Here is a 13947-nt window from a genome sequence, read left to right on the forward strand (position 1 = left end):
GGTAATAGGCACTACGTAATTATTAGCGCTTATTTAGATACATACTATCTGCATTGTTTTATTCGATAGTATTTATAGGAGTATTCATGAAAACTAAGCATTGGTCTAAGGTGACTTTGCTACATGAAGTTGTTACGAATCCAAATATAACGATTAAAGGTAAACATAGTTATTACAGTGATTGTTGGGACGCCGGTTTTGAGGAGTCCGTTGTAAGATATCTACAAGGCGATGAGTTCAGCCGAGATTGGGAACCAAAATGGAAGATTGATAAGTTACATATAGGTGACTTTGTCTGTATTGCAGCGGAAGTTGTGATTGTTATGGGGGGAAATAGTACACATAGAGCTGATTGGTTCTCCTTGTACCCATTTATGGACTTTATTGAAGAAGCGTACGTCGGGAAAGGAGATACTCATATTGGCGATGGCGCCTGGCTCGGTATGCGATCCATGATAATGCCGGGTGTGACTATCGGAGAAGGAGCAATCGTTGCGGCAAACAGTGTGGTGACGAAAGATGTTGAGCCTTACAGCATGGTTGCAGGCTCACCAGCTAAGCATGTCAAATATCGCTTTTCTCGAGAGACGATAGACGAACTGCTCGCTCTTAGGATATATGATTGGCCTGATAAGAAAATCGACAGTCTGAAGAGGTTGTTATGTTCAGACGATTTAGAAGGGCTGAAAAAGGCAAGCGCTGAATACGATAGAAACCATTCAGAAGAGTGACGATGTCACTATTTTAAAAAAACAGAAGAGGCTCATTATAGAGCCTCTTTTTAGTGTGATGGATCTCTGCAACCACCACACTTCCTTATCAACTCATCATTCAGCAAGTCGCCAACTAGAATCGGAAACCTTTTAGTTTCATCTTTGCAGGGAAGGTTACCTCAATAGCTGGCTCTTTCAATTGTTAGCAGAGACGCTCATAACTGTTTTGTTTGAGCAATTCGGTTAAGTCGCCTTGACCATATTTTAGAGTTGCTTGGTGTTTTTGATGTCGAATGACCTGATCAAAAGTAGGTCGAGTCACTGAACGAAAAACGCCCACGGGTACGGGAAAGTCTGGATAGCTCAAGTTAGCAAGCGCATAAGCATAGTATGACTCCTCGCATTGACTGGAGTGGAGCAAAAGGTTCGGGGCCTCTGATTCGACAATCTCGAAACCAAACCCTCTATTGATCAACGCTTTTGAGTGTGTTTTACCAAACAATAACGGTTCATTATCTGAGAGATAAAGTAGATGTTCGCTTCTATTGGCTGGGCCGTTGTAAGGTTCGTGCACTTTATCGTTAAAAATGACGCAGTTTTGTAGGATTTCAACCACAGCAGTGCCCGAATGCGCGGCGGCAGCCTCTAACACCATCGTCATGTGTGTAGGATCATTGTCTGATGTTCGTGCTATGAACGTAGCACCTGCGGATGCTGCTAATGCCAGAGGTTTAAGCGCTTGATCGGGAGAGCCTTCAGGGCTCGACTTAGAAATGAAGCCCTGTTCGCTTGTCGGGGAAAATTGGCCTTTGGTCAGTCCATAGACAGCATTATTAAAAAGCAAAATTTTAATGTCTTGGTTGCGTCGAATCGCGTGAATAAAGTGATTACCGCCAATACTCAGTGCGTCACCATCGCCAGTTACAACCCAAACATCTAACTCTGGATTGCTAGCTTTTACACCAGTAGCGATGGCAGGGGCACGGCCGTGAATCGTATGAAATCCATAAGTATCGAGATAATAAGGAAAACGAGATGAGCAGCCAATCCCTGAGATGAATACGGTGTTCTCTTTAGTTCGACCTAATCGTGCTAGAACGGATTGCATCGTTTTTAATACGTTAAAATCACCACAGCCTCGACACCATTTGACTTCAACATCAGATGCGAAATCTTTGCGGTTGAGTACCTTAGTCGTCATTTTTAATATCCTTCAGGTGGTGGTTAATAGACTCAATGACCTCGTGAACTTTGAATGGTAACCCCTTAACTTGGGTTACGGAGCGTGCAGAAATGGCATATTGTGAGCGAATCACTTTGACGAGTTGTTGGTTATTCAACTCAAAAACAAGCACATGTTTGAATTGGCTAATGATCTCTTCCAAATTGCTTGGAAACGGGTTTAGATACTTAATATGGGCGTGGGCAACCGATGCGCCTTGCTTTCTCAGATGCTCAATTGCGGTCGACACAGAACCTTGCGTGCCTCCCCAACTTAGCACTAGCAGTGAGTCTTGAGTACTGCCTGTTAGTGTTTGTTTAGGGATGAAATGGCAGATGTTATTTATTTTTTTTGCTCTTTCATCAGTCATGCGCTGGTGGTTTTCAGGATCATGAGAAGGGTTGCCTGTAATCGCTTGCTTTTCCAATCCTCCAATGCGATGCATTTTCTCTTTTGTACCAGGCGTGACCCACTCTCTGCTGTAATACACGTCATGACGGGCATAGGGATAAAACGGGCTTATGTTTGCTTTTGTTGCCTCGGCAGTGAGCTTAATCTCATCAGGGTTGGGCACGAGCCAAGATTCGGAGCCGTTTGCTAAGTAACCGTCACTCAATAAGATCACTGGCGTCATAAATGTAGTGGCAATTCGACAGGCCTCGATTGCCATATCAAAGCAGTCTGCAGGAGAGGCAGGAGCCAACACTGGGAGTGGTGAATCCCCATTTCTACCATACAAAGACAAAAGCAAGTCTGATTGCTCTGTTTTAGTCGGTAGACCCGTGGAGGGGCCTCCACGTTGTACGTTGATAACAACCATTGGCAACTCCGCCATTACGGCAAGGTTAATGGTCTCTGCTTTCAAACATAATCCAGGGCCGGACGTTGATGTGACTCCTAAACCGCCAGCATAAGATGCGCCTAAAGCTGAACAAGCAGCTGCAATCTCATCTTCTGCTTGGAATGTCGTGACCCCAAAGTGTTGATAGGTTGATAGCGTGTGTAGAATATCTGAGGCGGGTGTTATGGGGTACGAGCCCAAAAATAGCTGGCGTTGGAGTTTTTCTGCTGCGCATATTAACCCAAGCGATAATGCTTCGTTCCCTGAAACAGTACGATACAAGCCAGTTTTATCTGCTACGGGAGCAACCTGAAAACAGTCGCTGAATATTTCGGTTGTTTCAGCATAATTAAATCCCGACTTTATGGCTAAAGTGTTTGCCTCTCTCACTTGCGAGTTGTCAGCGAATTTATTATTTAGCCATTCAATGGTCGGTTCTAGCGGACGGCTGTAAATCCATAAAACAATACCAAGCATAAAAAAGTTTTTGCTTCGCTTCACTACTTTAGGCGCTATGTTTAACTCAGAAAGAGATTGAACGGTTAAACGCGTAAAACTGTCACTAATCACTCGGTAATTTGCGAGGCTACCATCGCTCAATGGGTTAGATTCATAGCCAGCAAGCTCAAGGTTTTTTTTATTAAAACCATCGAGATCAATAAGCACCAAACCGCCTTCAACGAGTTGTGAGATTTTGGTTTTTAATGCAGCGGCATTCAGAGCGATTAAGACTGAAAAATCGTCGCCAGGAGTATAAATCTCTGTTGAGGCAAATTGCATCTGAAAAGCCGATACTCCAGATGTGGTTCCTGCCGGAGCCCGTATCTCAGCAGGATAATCAGGTAACGTCATGACATCGTTTCCTTGTTTCGACGAGTTGTCTGAAAAGCGTTCTCCAAGTAATTGGATACCATCTCCAGAATCGCCAGCAAAACAGATCACTTCGCGTTTAAGTTGAATTCTTGTCATTAAAACCTCTTACCGTGTTAGAGCAGGTTCAGTATGTTTCATTGCATTTAATGAGATGCAATGGAATTAAAGGTAGGAGAAAATGCCGTAAGCCTGAGCATTTTGAGTGTAGAGTTAATGGTGTTGGCTTTATTTGTCGTCTCTGAGGTCAGTAGAAATATCCATAGCTAGGTATGCTTTTCCGAAATACTAGAAAAGTTTGCATGACACAAAAATACTTTTTCTGTCATATTAGATGTGATTATTTTTCATTAATTGTGAGCGTTATGGATAAGCTGTCATTAATAAAGTTGTTTGTATCTGTTGTGGACTTAGGGAACTTTACAGCAGTCGCGAATCAATTAGGGCAGTCGCCTTCTACTGTTAGTAAAGCGATTGCTCGCCTAGAACAGGATTTGGGTGTTCGTTTAGTGCACCGTACAACACGTCAACTCCAGCTCACTGAAGCGGGGTTTAACTACCTTGAGACGGCAAGAGAAGTGATCAACTTGCTCAAAAGTAGTGAAGAGCAGCTTCATCAAAGTATTGCATCTCCGTTTGGTACACTTCGTGTCAGCCTTCCTTTATCGTTCGGGCAAAACTATATAACTCCGCTGATTCCAGAGTTTTGCGAACGTTACCCTGAAGTGAAGTTGGATCTTAGCTTTTCCGATGAATACACCAGTATATTGGAGAGTGGGATGGACGTTGCTATTCGAAGCGGGAGACTAAATGACAGCAACTTAATTGCGAGGCGATTATGTCCTATTGATATGGGTATGTTTGCCAGTCCGGAGTACATAAAGAAGTTTGGTCGGCCTCAGAGTGTTGAAGCGCTTAACCAGCACAAATGGATAATGTACCGCTATAAACAATCGGGGCGCTTGCTTACCTTGACGATGCCTTTAGATGGGCAATTAGTAGAATTTAGTCCTACACATCAAGTGACAGTAGACAATGGTTATGCGATGGCCTCTTTAGCGAGTTTAGGAGCAGGGATTGCACTGATGCCCCAATATCTTGCTCGAGACTTAGTACAGCAAGGTAAACTGATGTTGGTTTCTGAACCTCAAAGAACCGATGGTCAAGGTGTCTATATATACTATCCAAGTCGTAAGTTTGTGCCCGCGAAAGTAAAAGTGTTTATCGACTATATTATTCATAAACTTGATGAGCAGGGAGAGGCGATCAACAGCAGTTGGATGCTGAACCATTAAAGCTCTTCTTTGTTCTGAAACTGGAAAGTGGTGACAGGTCGAAATGTAATATGACCATGGCTAATTGACAAGCTTAAACACGGAATTGAAGTCGTAACGGAGTTGAGAAGTTACGCTTCACCATCAGCACCGTTGGAATCCCAGCCTCATTAAGGTAGAGAGACTCTTTTATTTTGTTAGCTTGTCCTTTATAGCTTCTTTCCTTCCAGTAAAAAATCATTTGAAAAAATGAATATATCCTAAGACCATACCTGAAAGGATAAATGAGTACTGAAGAGGCCTATAATGATTTATAAAATTTCCGACTGTCACAATGAATATAAAATTGTGAGCACTACGCCTAGTTCTGTCGCTAGGCAGTTAGGTGACATAGATTTAATAGAAAAAATCGTTGTGCAGCCATTAGAAAACTTTTCTTTAAAAAGTATATGGGGTGAAGTGGATATTGAGTTTGAAGATGTTCTCAAGAAAGACTCATTACTTCCAGATATCAGTTTATGGCTACGAGTTTTCTTAGTGCTTTCCCCTAAATCTTATGCATATTTAAAAGAACCACTGAGCAAAGTAGGTGAGTTCTTATCGATTCGTTATCAAGGAGAGGAGTGGTACTTATATACACCATTGGAGTTTGGGCCAGAAGATAAAGACAAGTGTGTCCAAAAACTTGAATATGGTAGCTTAGCAGGTTTAGAGGTGTTAGTGTTTAATGGAAACGGTGTTACGGAAAAGGCCGTTTTTAAGTCAAAGATGCTAGGACCGACCTTTCTGTATTGTACGGAATCGTTTAAGAGTTTGTGCGAGAGAAATGATTTAGGTGGAGTTGTGTTCTCATCTAGTTTGACAGACCCATTTAGTTAACTAATCGGTCGGCAAGAAATTGACTTATCAAAAATGACCTCTTGTATTAACGCCAATTTTATAATGCAATTCTTCGTAATCAGCACTTTGAAGTGAACTTATTTCGAGTCAAAATAGACTTAAAGGATAACATTTACTTATTGGAAGGTAAGAGTGAAGCTTGGAAAAGATGATGACGGTTTATAAGATTAACGATAATTTACATGTGTTTCAGACGATGTGCACTTGTCCCGATGAAGTCGCTACCCAGCTGGGGGATTTCAATTATTTTAAGAAGATCTTATTACAGGGTGTTGAAAATAAATCTCTGAAAGGTATTTGGAAGCCTGCGGTAGTCGAGTTTGAAGACGTGTTAACAAAAAATTCTGAATTACCTGATATTAGCTTATGGTTGCATACATATCTTGTTTTATCTCCGAGGGCATATGAAATCTTGAATACTTATCTATCAGAGGGCGGGGAGTTTTTACCTGTTAACTATCAAGGCGAGAAATGGTATTTATATACATCGCTGACTTTTGGAAAAGAAGATAGACAAAAATGTATAGAAAAGATCTCATATGGAAGCTCGGACGGGTTAGAGGTCCTTGTGTTCATTGATGACGATGTAAAAGATAAAGTGATCTTTAAATCGAGATTAGAAGGGGCCGGCAACTTATACTGTACTGAGAAGTTCAAGGTTATATGTGAACAAAATCAGCTTAATGGGCTTGTATTCTCTTCTAATTTGACAGAATCATTTAATTAACGTAGCTATCACCAATCATTTTAACTATTAGTGCACGCTGGTGCATAATTTATGTGCTCTCTCTGGAATGCGATAGCTATAGGTGGTATTCGGAGCCATTCGCCGTTGGTTAGAGTACTTCGCACGTAGAACAGGATTATTAACCCCCATACACTTTGCAGATTTCAATAGCTGGTTTTGAAAATAAAGTGATATTTGAATTTTTGGCATAACGAGCGAGCCACTTTATTATTTAGTAAGTACTTTGCTAGTTTTATCAGTACCCCTTAGCATTTAGTTAACATATGGTTTGAAAATGTCATAGCTTTGTCGGAGGAACGATTTTGGGGCGAAAGTTTTTGATAGATGGTTTCACAACGATTATCAAGCTTTAGGTAAATTTCATAGTTTTGCGATGAGAGTGGCTCATGTGAGCCCCTGAGACTAATTGACTTAGGCACTTACCGTTATGGCAGGTTTAGACCAATCTTCGGAAGATTAGGCAAGCAATGCGTAGTATCTGGTTAACGAAAAAATACGAAAGTTGCAACAATGTACGTGTCAGTAAAGTAGGAGCGATAAAGCCTCCGCGTACTGTACTCATCGTGTGTTACGTTAATTAGGAGTGTCTACCATGAAAAGCCAGAACGACAATCAAGCAAGTTACCAAGATGAACCTGATGAAGGTCGTCGCAATATGATGAAAATGACAGGTGCCAGCGTGGTTGCTATGGGAGTCGGATCGCTCTCAACGAGTTCCGTTCAAGCTGAGACGCAAATAAATCTTGGTGACACCTGGGATAAAACATTTACGAAAAGTAACCAAGTTCAACATCGCAAAGTGAGTTTTAAAAACCGTTATGGCATCACGTTGGCAGCGGATCTTTATCAACCTAAAAATAAAAGTGGCAAGCTTGCGGCTATCGTCATTAGTGGTCCATTTGGCGCTGTGAAAGAGCAGTCTTCAGGGTTATATGCTCAAACATTAGCCGAGCGAGGCTTCATTACTTTAGCGTTTGATCCGTCGTATACCGGAGAGAGTGGTGGTGAACCAAGAAACGTTGCATCACCTGATATCAATACAGAGGACTTTAGCGCAGCTGTGGACTTTATTGGCCTACAGAAAGACGTTGATCGTCAGAAAATTGGTGTGATAGGCATATGTGGTTGGGGCGGCATGGCGTTAAACGCAGTTGCTGCAGATAAACGCGTCAAAGCAGTTGCAACCAGTACGATGTATGATATGACCCGTGTAATGTCTAAAGGCTATAACGACAGTACGACGTTTGAACAGCGCACGCAAACGTTAGAGCAGCTAAGCCTGCAACGATGGGAAGACGCCGAAAATGGAACACCTACTTACGGGCCAGTATCGCTTGAGTTAGTTGGAGGTGAGCCCCAATTTGTTATTGAGTATGCAGCCTATTACAAGTCTCCTGAACGTGGCTTTCATCCACGAGCGATTAACTCAAATGCTGCATGGACACTCACAACGCCGCTGTCGTTTATGAATATGCCAATTCTGACCTACATTGAAGAGATATCTCCACGCCCAGTGTTGTTCATTCATGGCGAAAAGGCGCACTCTCGCTATTTCAGTGAAACGGCGTATGAAGCGGCGGCAGACCCTAAAGAATTGATGATCATTCCAAATGCGAATCATACGGATCTCTATGATCAATTGGATGTGATCCCATTTGATAAATTAGAGAGCTTCTTTAAGGTTAATTTAGTTTAGATCGCCCTCTAGAAGACAACTGAGGAGCGGTTACTATTGTGCTCCTCAGTTCCTATTGATTGAAAAATTCTCTAGATTCTCGGTGAACCATTACGGAGAGTATTTCATTATTATACTCACAAGTCGGTATGAACTTGTTTTGTAGAAAACGCTAATAAAATCGCTAAACAGCTACATGTTAATAGGATGACACTTAAGTTTTGTGCTGTTCCAGCCATCGCTAATCCCGTCCCGATCATGATGTAGTACATGAGCCCAAATAAAGCGCCTGCGCTACCTACCTGTTGTTTATAATCAACGAGTGCGTCACTGAGTATATTGGGTATCGCAATTCCATACGACATGACGACTAACATCATTGGAGCAACAAACCAGATTGATTGGCTCAGAATCAACACACCGACTGATCCCAAACTAAGCAATACTGCTGAGAGCCAAAGTAGTTGGCTTTTTCGAACATTTTTAGACACTAGGGATTTGTTTAAATAACTCCCAAGCAGAGTGCCTAACCCCAGTACCATGCCACTGTATCCAAATTGTTCGGAGTTATACCCAAGTGCTGAGAAAGTAAATGCGCCAAGCTGGTAATAAGAAAATAGAGCAATGTTATACAAAGCAACCAGTAATCCTGAGCGCCAAATTCGCGCGTCTCTTACCATTTTCCAGCTAAGTTGACGCAACCGTACTGGTGTCCGTTCCTTCTGTGTTTCAGGAAGCTTAATAACGTTATAAGCGAGCAATAATAACGCGATTAAAAACAAGGCAAAAAACACATAACGGTATCCACCAAGCGCTGTAAGCTGCCCGCCTAATAGCATGCCTACTACCGGGCTGATTGATATACCCATCCCCATTAAGCTGAAGACTTTACTCAGTTCTTGGCCGTCAAACGCGTCACGAAGCATGGTCTGTGTGACAACGGAACCTACCGCGATACCAAATGCGCTCAGGGCTCGCGCAGCCATGACAACAGCAAAACTCTCGGTTTGAGTTGCGAGTAAAGACGCAAAACCATAGATAAAGAGCCCAATTAACATGGTAGGCCTTCTTCCCAGTTTATCTGCGAGCACTCCCCAAACAACGACGCCAATGGCAAACGCTAGGAAGTAAATCGACAGTGTTTGTGCTGCTTGTGCGTGGTTTACATCAAATGATAGAGCGATTGAGCTCAACGCTGGGCTATAGATGGTTTCTACAATTTGCGGAAACATCAACATAACCAGCATGAGCCATAAAGAGGGCTTAGTATTCATATTGTTACCCATTGTTAATGAAGTTGGCGGGCAGTATAAATGAGGCTATGATTGAGCCAATAACAACATAAAAACCAAATACATCAACATTCGGACAAAATGGCACTTATTGACGAAGAAACACAGTTTGACGCAGACAAAATTTCTAATTGTGTAGTGGGAATTGCTGCGGATATTGGCAAGCACGACTCAGGCATGCATCAGCACAAGAAAGGGCAGTTATTGTACGCACCTCAAGGTTGTATGAGTTTTGCTCTGAAAGACTCGATTTGTATTTTGCCCCCGACAAAGGCGGTTTGGATCCCACCTAATACGCCGCATCGCGCACTGATGACGAATGTGGTTGCGTATCGATCTTTGTATTTTGATTGTGAGGTGTTTGCGTGTCCGAGTAAGATCACGATGATAGAAGTGAATACTTTACTCCAAGCTCTCATTGATAAAATGTCATTCTGGGAGTGGGATAAGCGTAAGAGCGAGATGATAAATACGACAGCACTCTTCTGGGAGGAGTTTTATGCTGCGAAACGTTATTCGTTTCAGTTGCCTTTGCCATCACATCGGCGTTTAGCAACGTTTCGCCAAGAGGTGGTGGAACCTTCATTTCTCGCTCCTTCGCTTACTACTCTTGCAGACAAAGTGGGGGCAAGTACCAAGACGGTAACACGATTATTTAAGTCGGAAACGGGCATGAATTATCAAGATTGGCGTCAACAGTGGAGGCTCTTAAAAGCAGTTGAATTGTTATCAACGGGAATGCAAGTCAGCGCCGTTGCTGATTGGCTGGAGTTTTCGTCAGACAGTGCTTTTATTGCATTTTTCAAAAAGCAAACTGGGCAAACTCCGCTAATGTTTATGAAAACTAGACCTTAAAACATCACGATGCTTACGTATTTCTTTAGTACAAATCTGGGCTCTATAGATTCCGTATATATTGGTTCACATAGGAAATTCTATCGAGCACTTTACTTGTGCTTACTCGGCAGCTGACGAAAATATTGAGTAGCAAAATCAACAAAGGCTCGGATGCGTTTTGGTTGATGTCGGTCGTGATGATAAAGGAGTGAAAACTCCACACTCGGAATGCTCCAGTCGGTAAACACTTCTTTTAGCTTGCCCGTCTGGAGTTCTTGTTGGCAATAAAGTGCTGGCACACGGATGATCCCATTTCCCGCCAAGGCTGCTTTTATCATTACTCTGCCGCTTTTACATCGTAACTGCCCACGTATTTGGTGTTCCGTTGACTGCTTTGTATTTGTGTTCTCGAATGCCCAGCGTGTCACACTACCTGTCAAACAAATGTGTTTTTCTAAGTCTTTTGGATGCGAAGGATAGCCATATGTTTCTAAATAACTTGGGCTTGCGTACGTCCCCATTTCCACATCAATCAGTTTGCGAGCGATAAAGTTGGAGTCGTCTAACTTTCCCATTCGAAAAGCGATGTCGAATTCATCCGCGATTAAATCGACACGATGGCTGCTAAAATCTAAGTTAATGTTCACTTGTGGGTGTTGGATTAGAAACTGAGCAACGATATCTGCGACAACGTCTTCCCCTAAATAACCCCCCACGCAGTTGATACGAATTTCGCCTCTTAATTCTTCTACATCATCAACCACTGCCATAACAGCTTGATCAATATTGTGAAGGGCGGTTTCACACTGTTTATACAGAACCTTGCCTGCTTCGGTGAGCTTCAGTGTTCGAGTGGTTCTTTGTAGCAAAGTGGCACCAATCTGTTGTTCCAGATTTGTTATTTGACGTGAAACGTGTGAGCGAGAAACGCCAAGTTGCTCTGCTGCTTTCGTGAAGTTTCCTAGTTGAGCGATTAGGACGAAAGAGCGAATATCCGCAAGGTTGATGTGTGTTTGCATGATGACTTCTGCGTAATTCAAAAAAGTATTGTTGCAGTATAACAACAGTGTTTCAACTAGGTCGGTATATATCAACAAACAAAGTTTTCTTAAACTTATCGCCACTGAGGTAAACCGTTCTATTAAGGATTCAAAATGAAAAAGTTAATTGTTATTACAGGCGCTAGTTCAGGCATTGGTGAAGCGATTGCACGTCACTTCAGTGAACAGGGCCATGCTCTTCTTTTGTTAGCAAGACGTGTAGAACGTTTAGAAGCATTAAACTTACCAAATACGCTTTGTGAAAAGGTAGATGTGACCGACAAAGCTTCTTTTGAGGCGGCAATTGAGAAAGCTGAAGCGTTGTATGGTCCGGTAGATGCACTTGTAAATAACGCAGGCGTTATGCTTCTAGGCCAGATAGATACTCAGGACGCATCGGAGTGGAAGCGTATGTTTGATGTGAACGTACTTGGTTTGCTCAATGGTATGCAGTCCGTTTTAGCACCGATGAAAGCGCGTAACAGTGGTACGATCATTAATATCAGCTCTGTTGCGGGCAAGAAAACATTTCCTGATCATGCCGCTTACTGTGGTACCAAATTTGCGGTTCATGCGATTTCTGAAAACGTACGTGAAGAAGTCGCATCATCGAATGTTCGCGTTACGACTATTGCACCTGGCGCTGTGGAAACTGAATTACTTTCACATACTACGTCTCAAGATATTAAAGATGGCTATGATGCTTGGAAAGAGGATATGGGGGGCGTGTTGGCAGCCGACGATATTGCACGAGCAGTGCTGTTTGCTTATCAGCAACCGCAAGGTGTATGTGTTCGCGAAATTGCTTTGGCACCGACAAAACAGCAACCTTAACATTAATTTACAGCGACTTCTGGATCATTAGGGCTGTGAATATTTGCACACCGATTCGTGATTGATATGGCATCTTTCAACTAAGTCGTATGAAAATTTAGGTTACCCATTTAAGTCCGTAGCCTAAGTGTGTTATTGCTTATACCCAAGTTACTCAAGGTGAGAAAAAACTTTGAGTAATTTGGGTTTTTATTTGGTCTCAATTTTTAGTATGTCGCTCTATTGGGGTCAGCGGGCCACAGTCGTAAAGAAAAGGAGAAGGTGACGTAAAGCAAAATGAAGCAATATCCATAGCTTAATGAGAATTGATTTCATCAACGTCACAAGCCGTTACAATTATCCGTTAGGTATTATACTTTGTGGGTGGTTAATATTTAACCAAACAAGGAGGTGTGTATGAAACGATTCGCGAACATACTTTTTGCAACACAAGGATTGCCTGGTCATAGTGAGGCGCTCGAACAAGCGATGAGGATCGCATCCAGCAACAAAGTACCTGTTTCAGGGCTAATTGCGTGCCCCGATTTCCCCGCGGATATGCTCCAGTATCAGCAAAGTTATGAGCAATCGCTACAAGACTCCCTCAAACAAAGCATTCAGGAATACAGACAGAAGCTCGATCTTTCTGAAGATGATCTGGCATTTCCTCTTACTGTGAAAAGCAGTGAAAAACCCGCTGTCTGTATCATTAAAGAAGCATTAGCTGACAACAAAGATCTTATCATCAAAGAAGCTGAACCACTCGGTGAAGGCGCTGAAGGCTTCAAAGCCATTGATATGACACTGTTACGCAAATGTCCTTGTCCATTATGGTTACACCGACCGATTGATAAGCCGAGAGACAAACGCCGTGTGGCTGTTGCTATAGATCCGTTAACGGCGAGCGATGAACAGCACTCATTAGCGGTGCGTTTACTTGAATTATCTCGTTCAATAGCCGACACCTGTGACAGTCGTTTACATGTGATTTCTTGCTGGGAATATTACTTAGAGAATTACCTACATGACAATGCTTGGATTCAAGTCGACGATGCTGAGTTGAAACATGAACTCGACAAAGCAAAAGCCGATCATAAACAAGCTCTACAACAACTGCTGGAAGAGTCGGGGATTACGGGTGAAATTGTGATTCATCATTTACACGGAAAGCCTGATGAAAAAATCCCGGATTACGTAGAAAGCATAGAAGTGGACGTTCTAGTCATGGGTACCTTAGCGAGAACTGGGATATCTGGCTACGTCATTGGTAATACGGCTGAAAATATTTTGCAATCTATAAACTGTAGTTTGGTCGCTCTTAAGCCCGATGGTTTTGTATCGCCGATTCAGTAATTGGTGTGTAACAAACCTGGGTTTAAGTGGTTGTTTTAGGTAAAGGAGGGAGACGGAGTTCTAGAACATGGAATTATCAGTGTATCAATAAGTTATCAGAGGAGAGTGACATGAAAAACCTATGCCCGAAATGCCACACAGAAATGATAGAACGTTCGAACGTTTATGTTTGTCCGAGAAATGATATCGGTGACTGCACCTACGATGCGTTCGAGTTAACTGATGACGATAATCCATACACATTCAGTCGAGAACACGTAAGTAGTGATCTACGTTCTTACACCGTAGCGGACAGTAAGTAGCTGTTTGTATTAACGTTCCTTTAAGTAGCATTCAGTGATTGCTGATTGCTACTTATCCCTTGGTTTT

The 13947-nt window shown here is 42.4% G+C and carries 13 protein-coding genes; 9 read left to right on the plus strand and 4 right to left on the minus strand.

All coding sequences use genetic code 11. The features are described 5' to 3' along the window. Positions 1-86: 86 nt before the first annotated feature. Positions 87-731 carry a CatB-related O-acetyltransferase gene (locus NL645_RS01385; RefSeq protein WP_047008178.1) on the plus strand — a complete coding sequence of 215 codons (645 nt, stop codon included), beginning with the start codon at positions 87-89 and terminating at the stop codon, positions 729-731. Positions 732-915: 184 nt separating this feature from the next. Here the strand turns inward: NL645_RS01385 and NL645_RS01390 are convergent, their stop codons facing one another. Further along, the gene (locus NL645_RS01390; RefSeq protein ID WP_085343961.1) at positions 916-1914 is read right to left on the minus strand and encodes a 2-oxoacid:ferredoxin oxidoreductase subunit beta; all 999 of its coding nucleotides are present in this window, start codon (positions 1912-1914) and stop codon (positions 916-918) included. Continuing rightward, a complete protein-coding gene (locus NL645_RS01395) occupies positions 1904-3745 on the minus strand; it encodes a 2-oxoacid:acceptor oxidoreductase subunit alpha (RefSeq protein WP_253651026.1) in 1842 nt (613 codons plus the stop codon). The genes NL645_RS01390 and NL645_RS01395 overlap by 11 nt, the downstream gene beginning before the upstream one ends. Before the next feature lie 266 nt (positions 3746-4011). Between NL645_RS01395 and NL645_RS01400 the strand changes: the two genes are divergently transcribed. From NL645_RS01400 to NL645_RS01415, 4 genes are all read left to right on the plus strand, one after another. Beyond that, on the plus strand, positions 4012-4941 hold the full coding sequence (locus NL645_RS01400) for a LysR family transcriptional regulator (RefSeq protein ID WP_006741107.1): 930 nt from the start codon (positions 4012-4014) through the stop codon (positions 4939-4941). A gap of 285 nt (positions 4942-5226) precedes the next feature. Then, the gene (locus tag NL645_RS01405) at positions 5227-5799 is read left to right on the plus strand and encodes a hypothetical protein (protein ID WP_264301655.1); all 573 of its coding nucleotides are present in this window, start codon (positions 5227-5229) and stop codon (positions 5797-5799) included. 169 nt (positions 5800-5968) lie between these two features. Further along, on the plus strand, positions 5969-6547 hold the full coding sequence (locus NL645_RS01410; RefSeq protein ID WP_309248901.1) for a hypothetical protein: 579 nt from the start codon (positions 5969-5971) through the stop codon (positions 6545-6547). A gap of 613 nt (positions 6548-7160) precedes the next feature. Further along, positions 7161-8264 (plus strand): alpha/beta hydrolase, encoded by a 1104-nt coding sequence (locus tag NL645_RS01415; protein ID WP_253651027.1) that lies wholly within the window; start codon positions 7161-7163, stop codon positions 8262-8264. Positions 8265-8380: 116 nt separating this feature from the next. Here the strand turns inward: NL645_RS01415 and NL645_RS01420 are convergent, their stop codons facing one another. Further along, a complete protein-coding gene (locus NL645_RS01420) occupies positions 8381-9517 on the minus strand; it encodes a multidrug effflux MFS transporter (RefSeq protein ID WP_253651028.1) in 1137 nt (378 codons plus the stop codon). A 99-nt stretch (positions 9518-9616) separates the two neighbouring features. Between NL645_RS01420 and NL645_RS01425 the strand changes: the two genes are divergently transcribed. Beyond that, positions 9617-10390, plus strand: a complete 774-nt coding sequence (locus NL645_RS01425; protein ID WP_226420831.1) for a helix-turn-helix domain-containing protein — start codon at positions 9617-9619, stop codon at positions 10388-10390. A gap of 92 nt (positions 10391-10482) precedes the next feature. Here NL645_RS01425 and NL645_RS01430 read toward each other — a convergent pair whose 3' ends face one another. Next, positions 10483-11391, minus strand: a complete 909-nt coding sequence (locus tag NL645_RS01430; protein ID WP_253651029.1) for a LysR family transcriptional regulator — start codon at positions 11389-11391, stop codon at positions 10483-10485. Between the two features lie 135 nt (positions 11392-11526). Between NL645_RS01430 and NL645_RS01435 the strand changes: the two genes are divergently transcribed. From NL645_RS01435 to NL645_RS01445, 3 genes are all read left to right on the plus strand, one after another. Further along, positions 11527-12246, plus strand: a complete 720-nt coding sequence (locus NL645_RS01435; protein WP_253651030.1) for an SDR family oxidoreductase — start codon at positions 11527-11529, stop codon at positions 12244-12246. A 396-nt stretch (positions 12247-12642) separates the two neighbouring features. Further along, a complete protein-coding gene (locus tag NL645_RS01440) occupies positions 12643-13578 on the plus strand; it encodes a universal stress protein (protein WP_046875927.1) in 936 nt (311 codons plus the stop codon). 110 nt (positions 13579-13688) lie between these two features. Beyond that, on the plus strand, positions 13689-13880 hold the full coding sequence (locus NL645_RS01445; RefSeq protein ID WP_005392611.1) for a hypothetical protein: 192 nt from the start codon (positions 13689-13691) through the stop codon (positions 13878-13880). Positions 13881-13947: the final 67 nt, after the last annotated feature.

Origin of the sequence: Vibrio sp. Y51_MX_L26, from assembly GCF_024181935.1 — a bacterium.
In the GTDB taxonomy this organism is placed as follows: Bacteria; Pseudomonadota; Gammaproteobacteria; order Enterobacterales; family Vibrionaceae; genus Vibrio; species Vibrio diabolicus.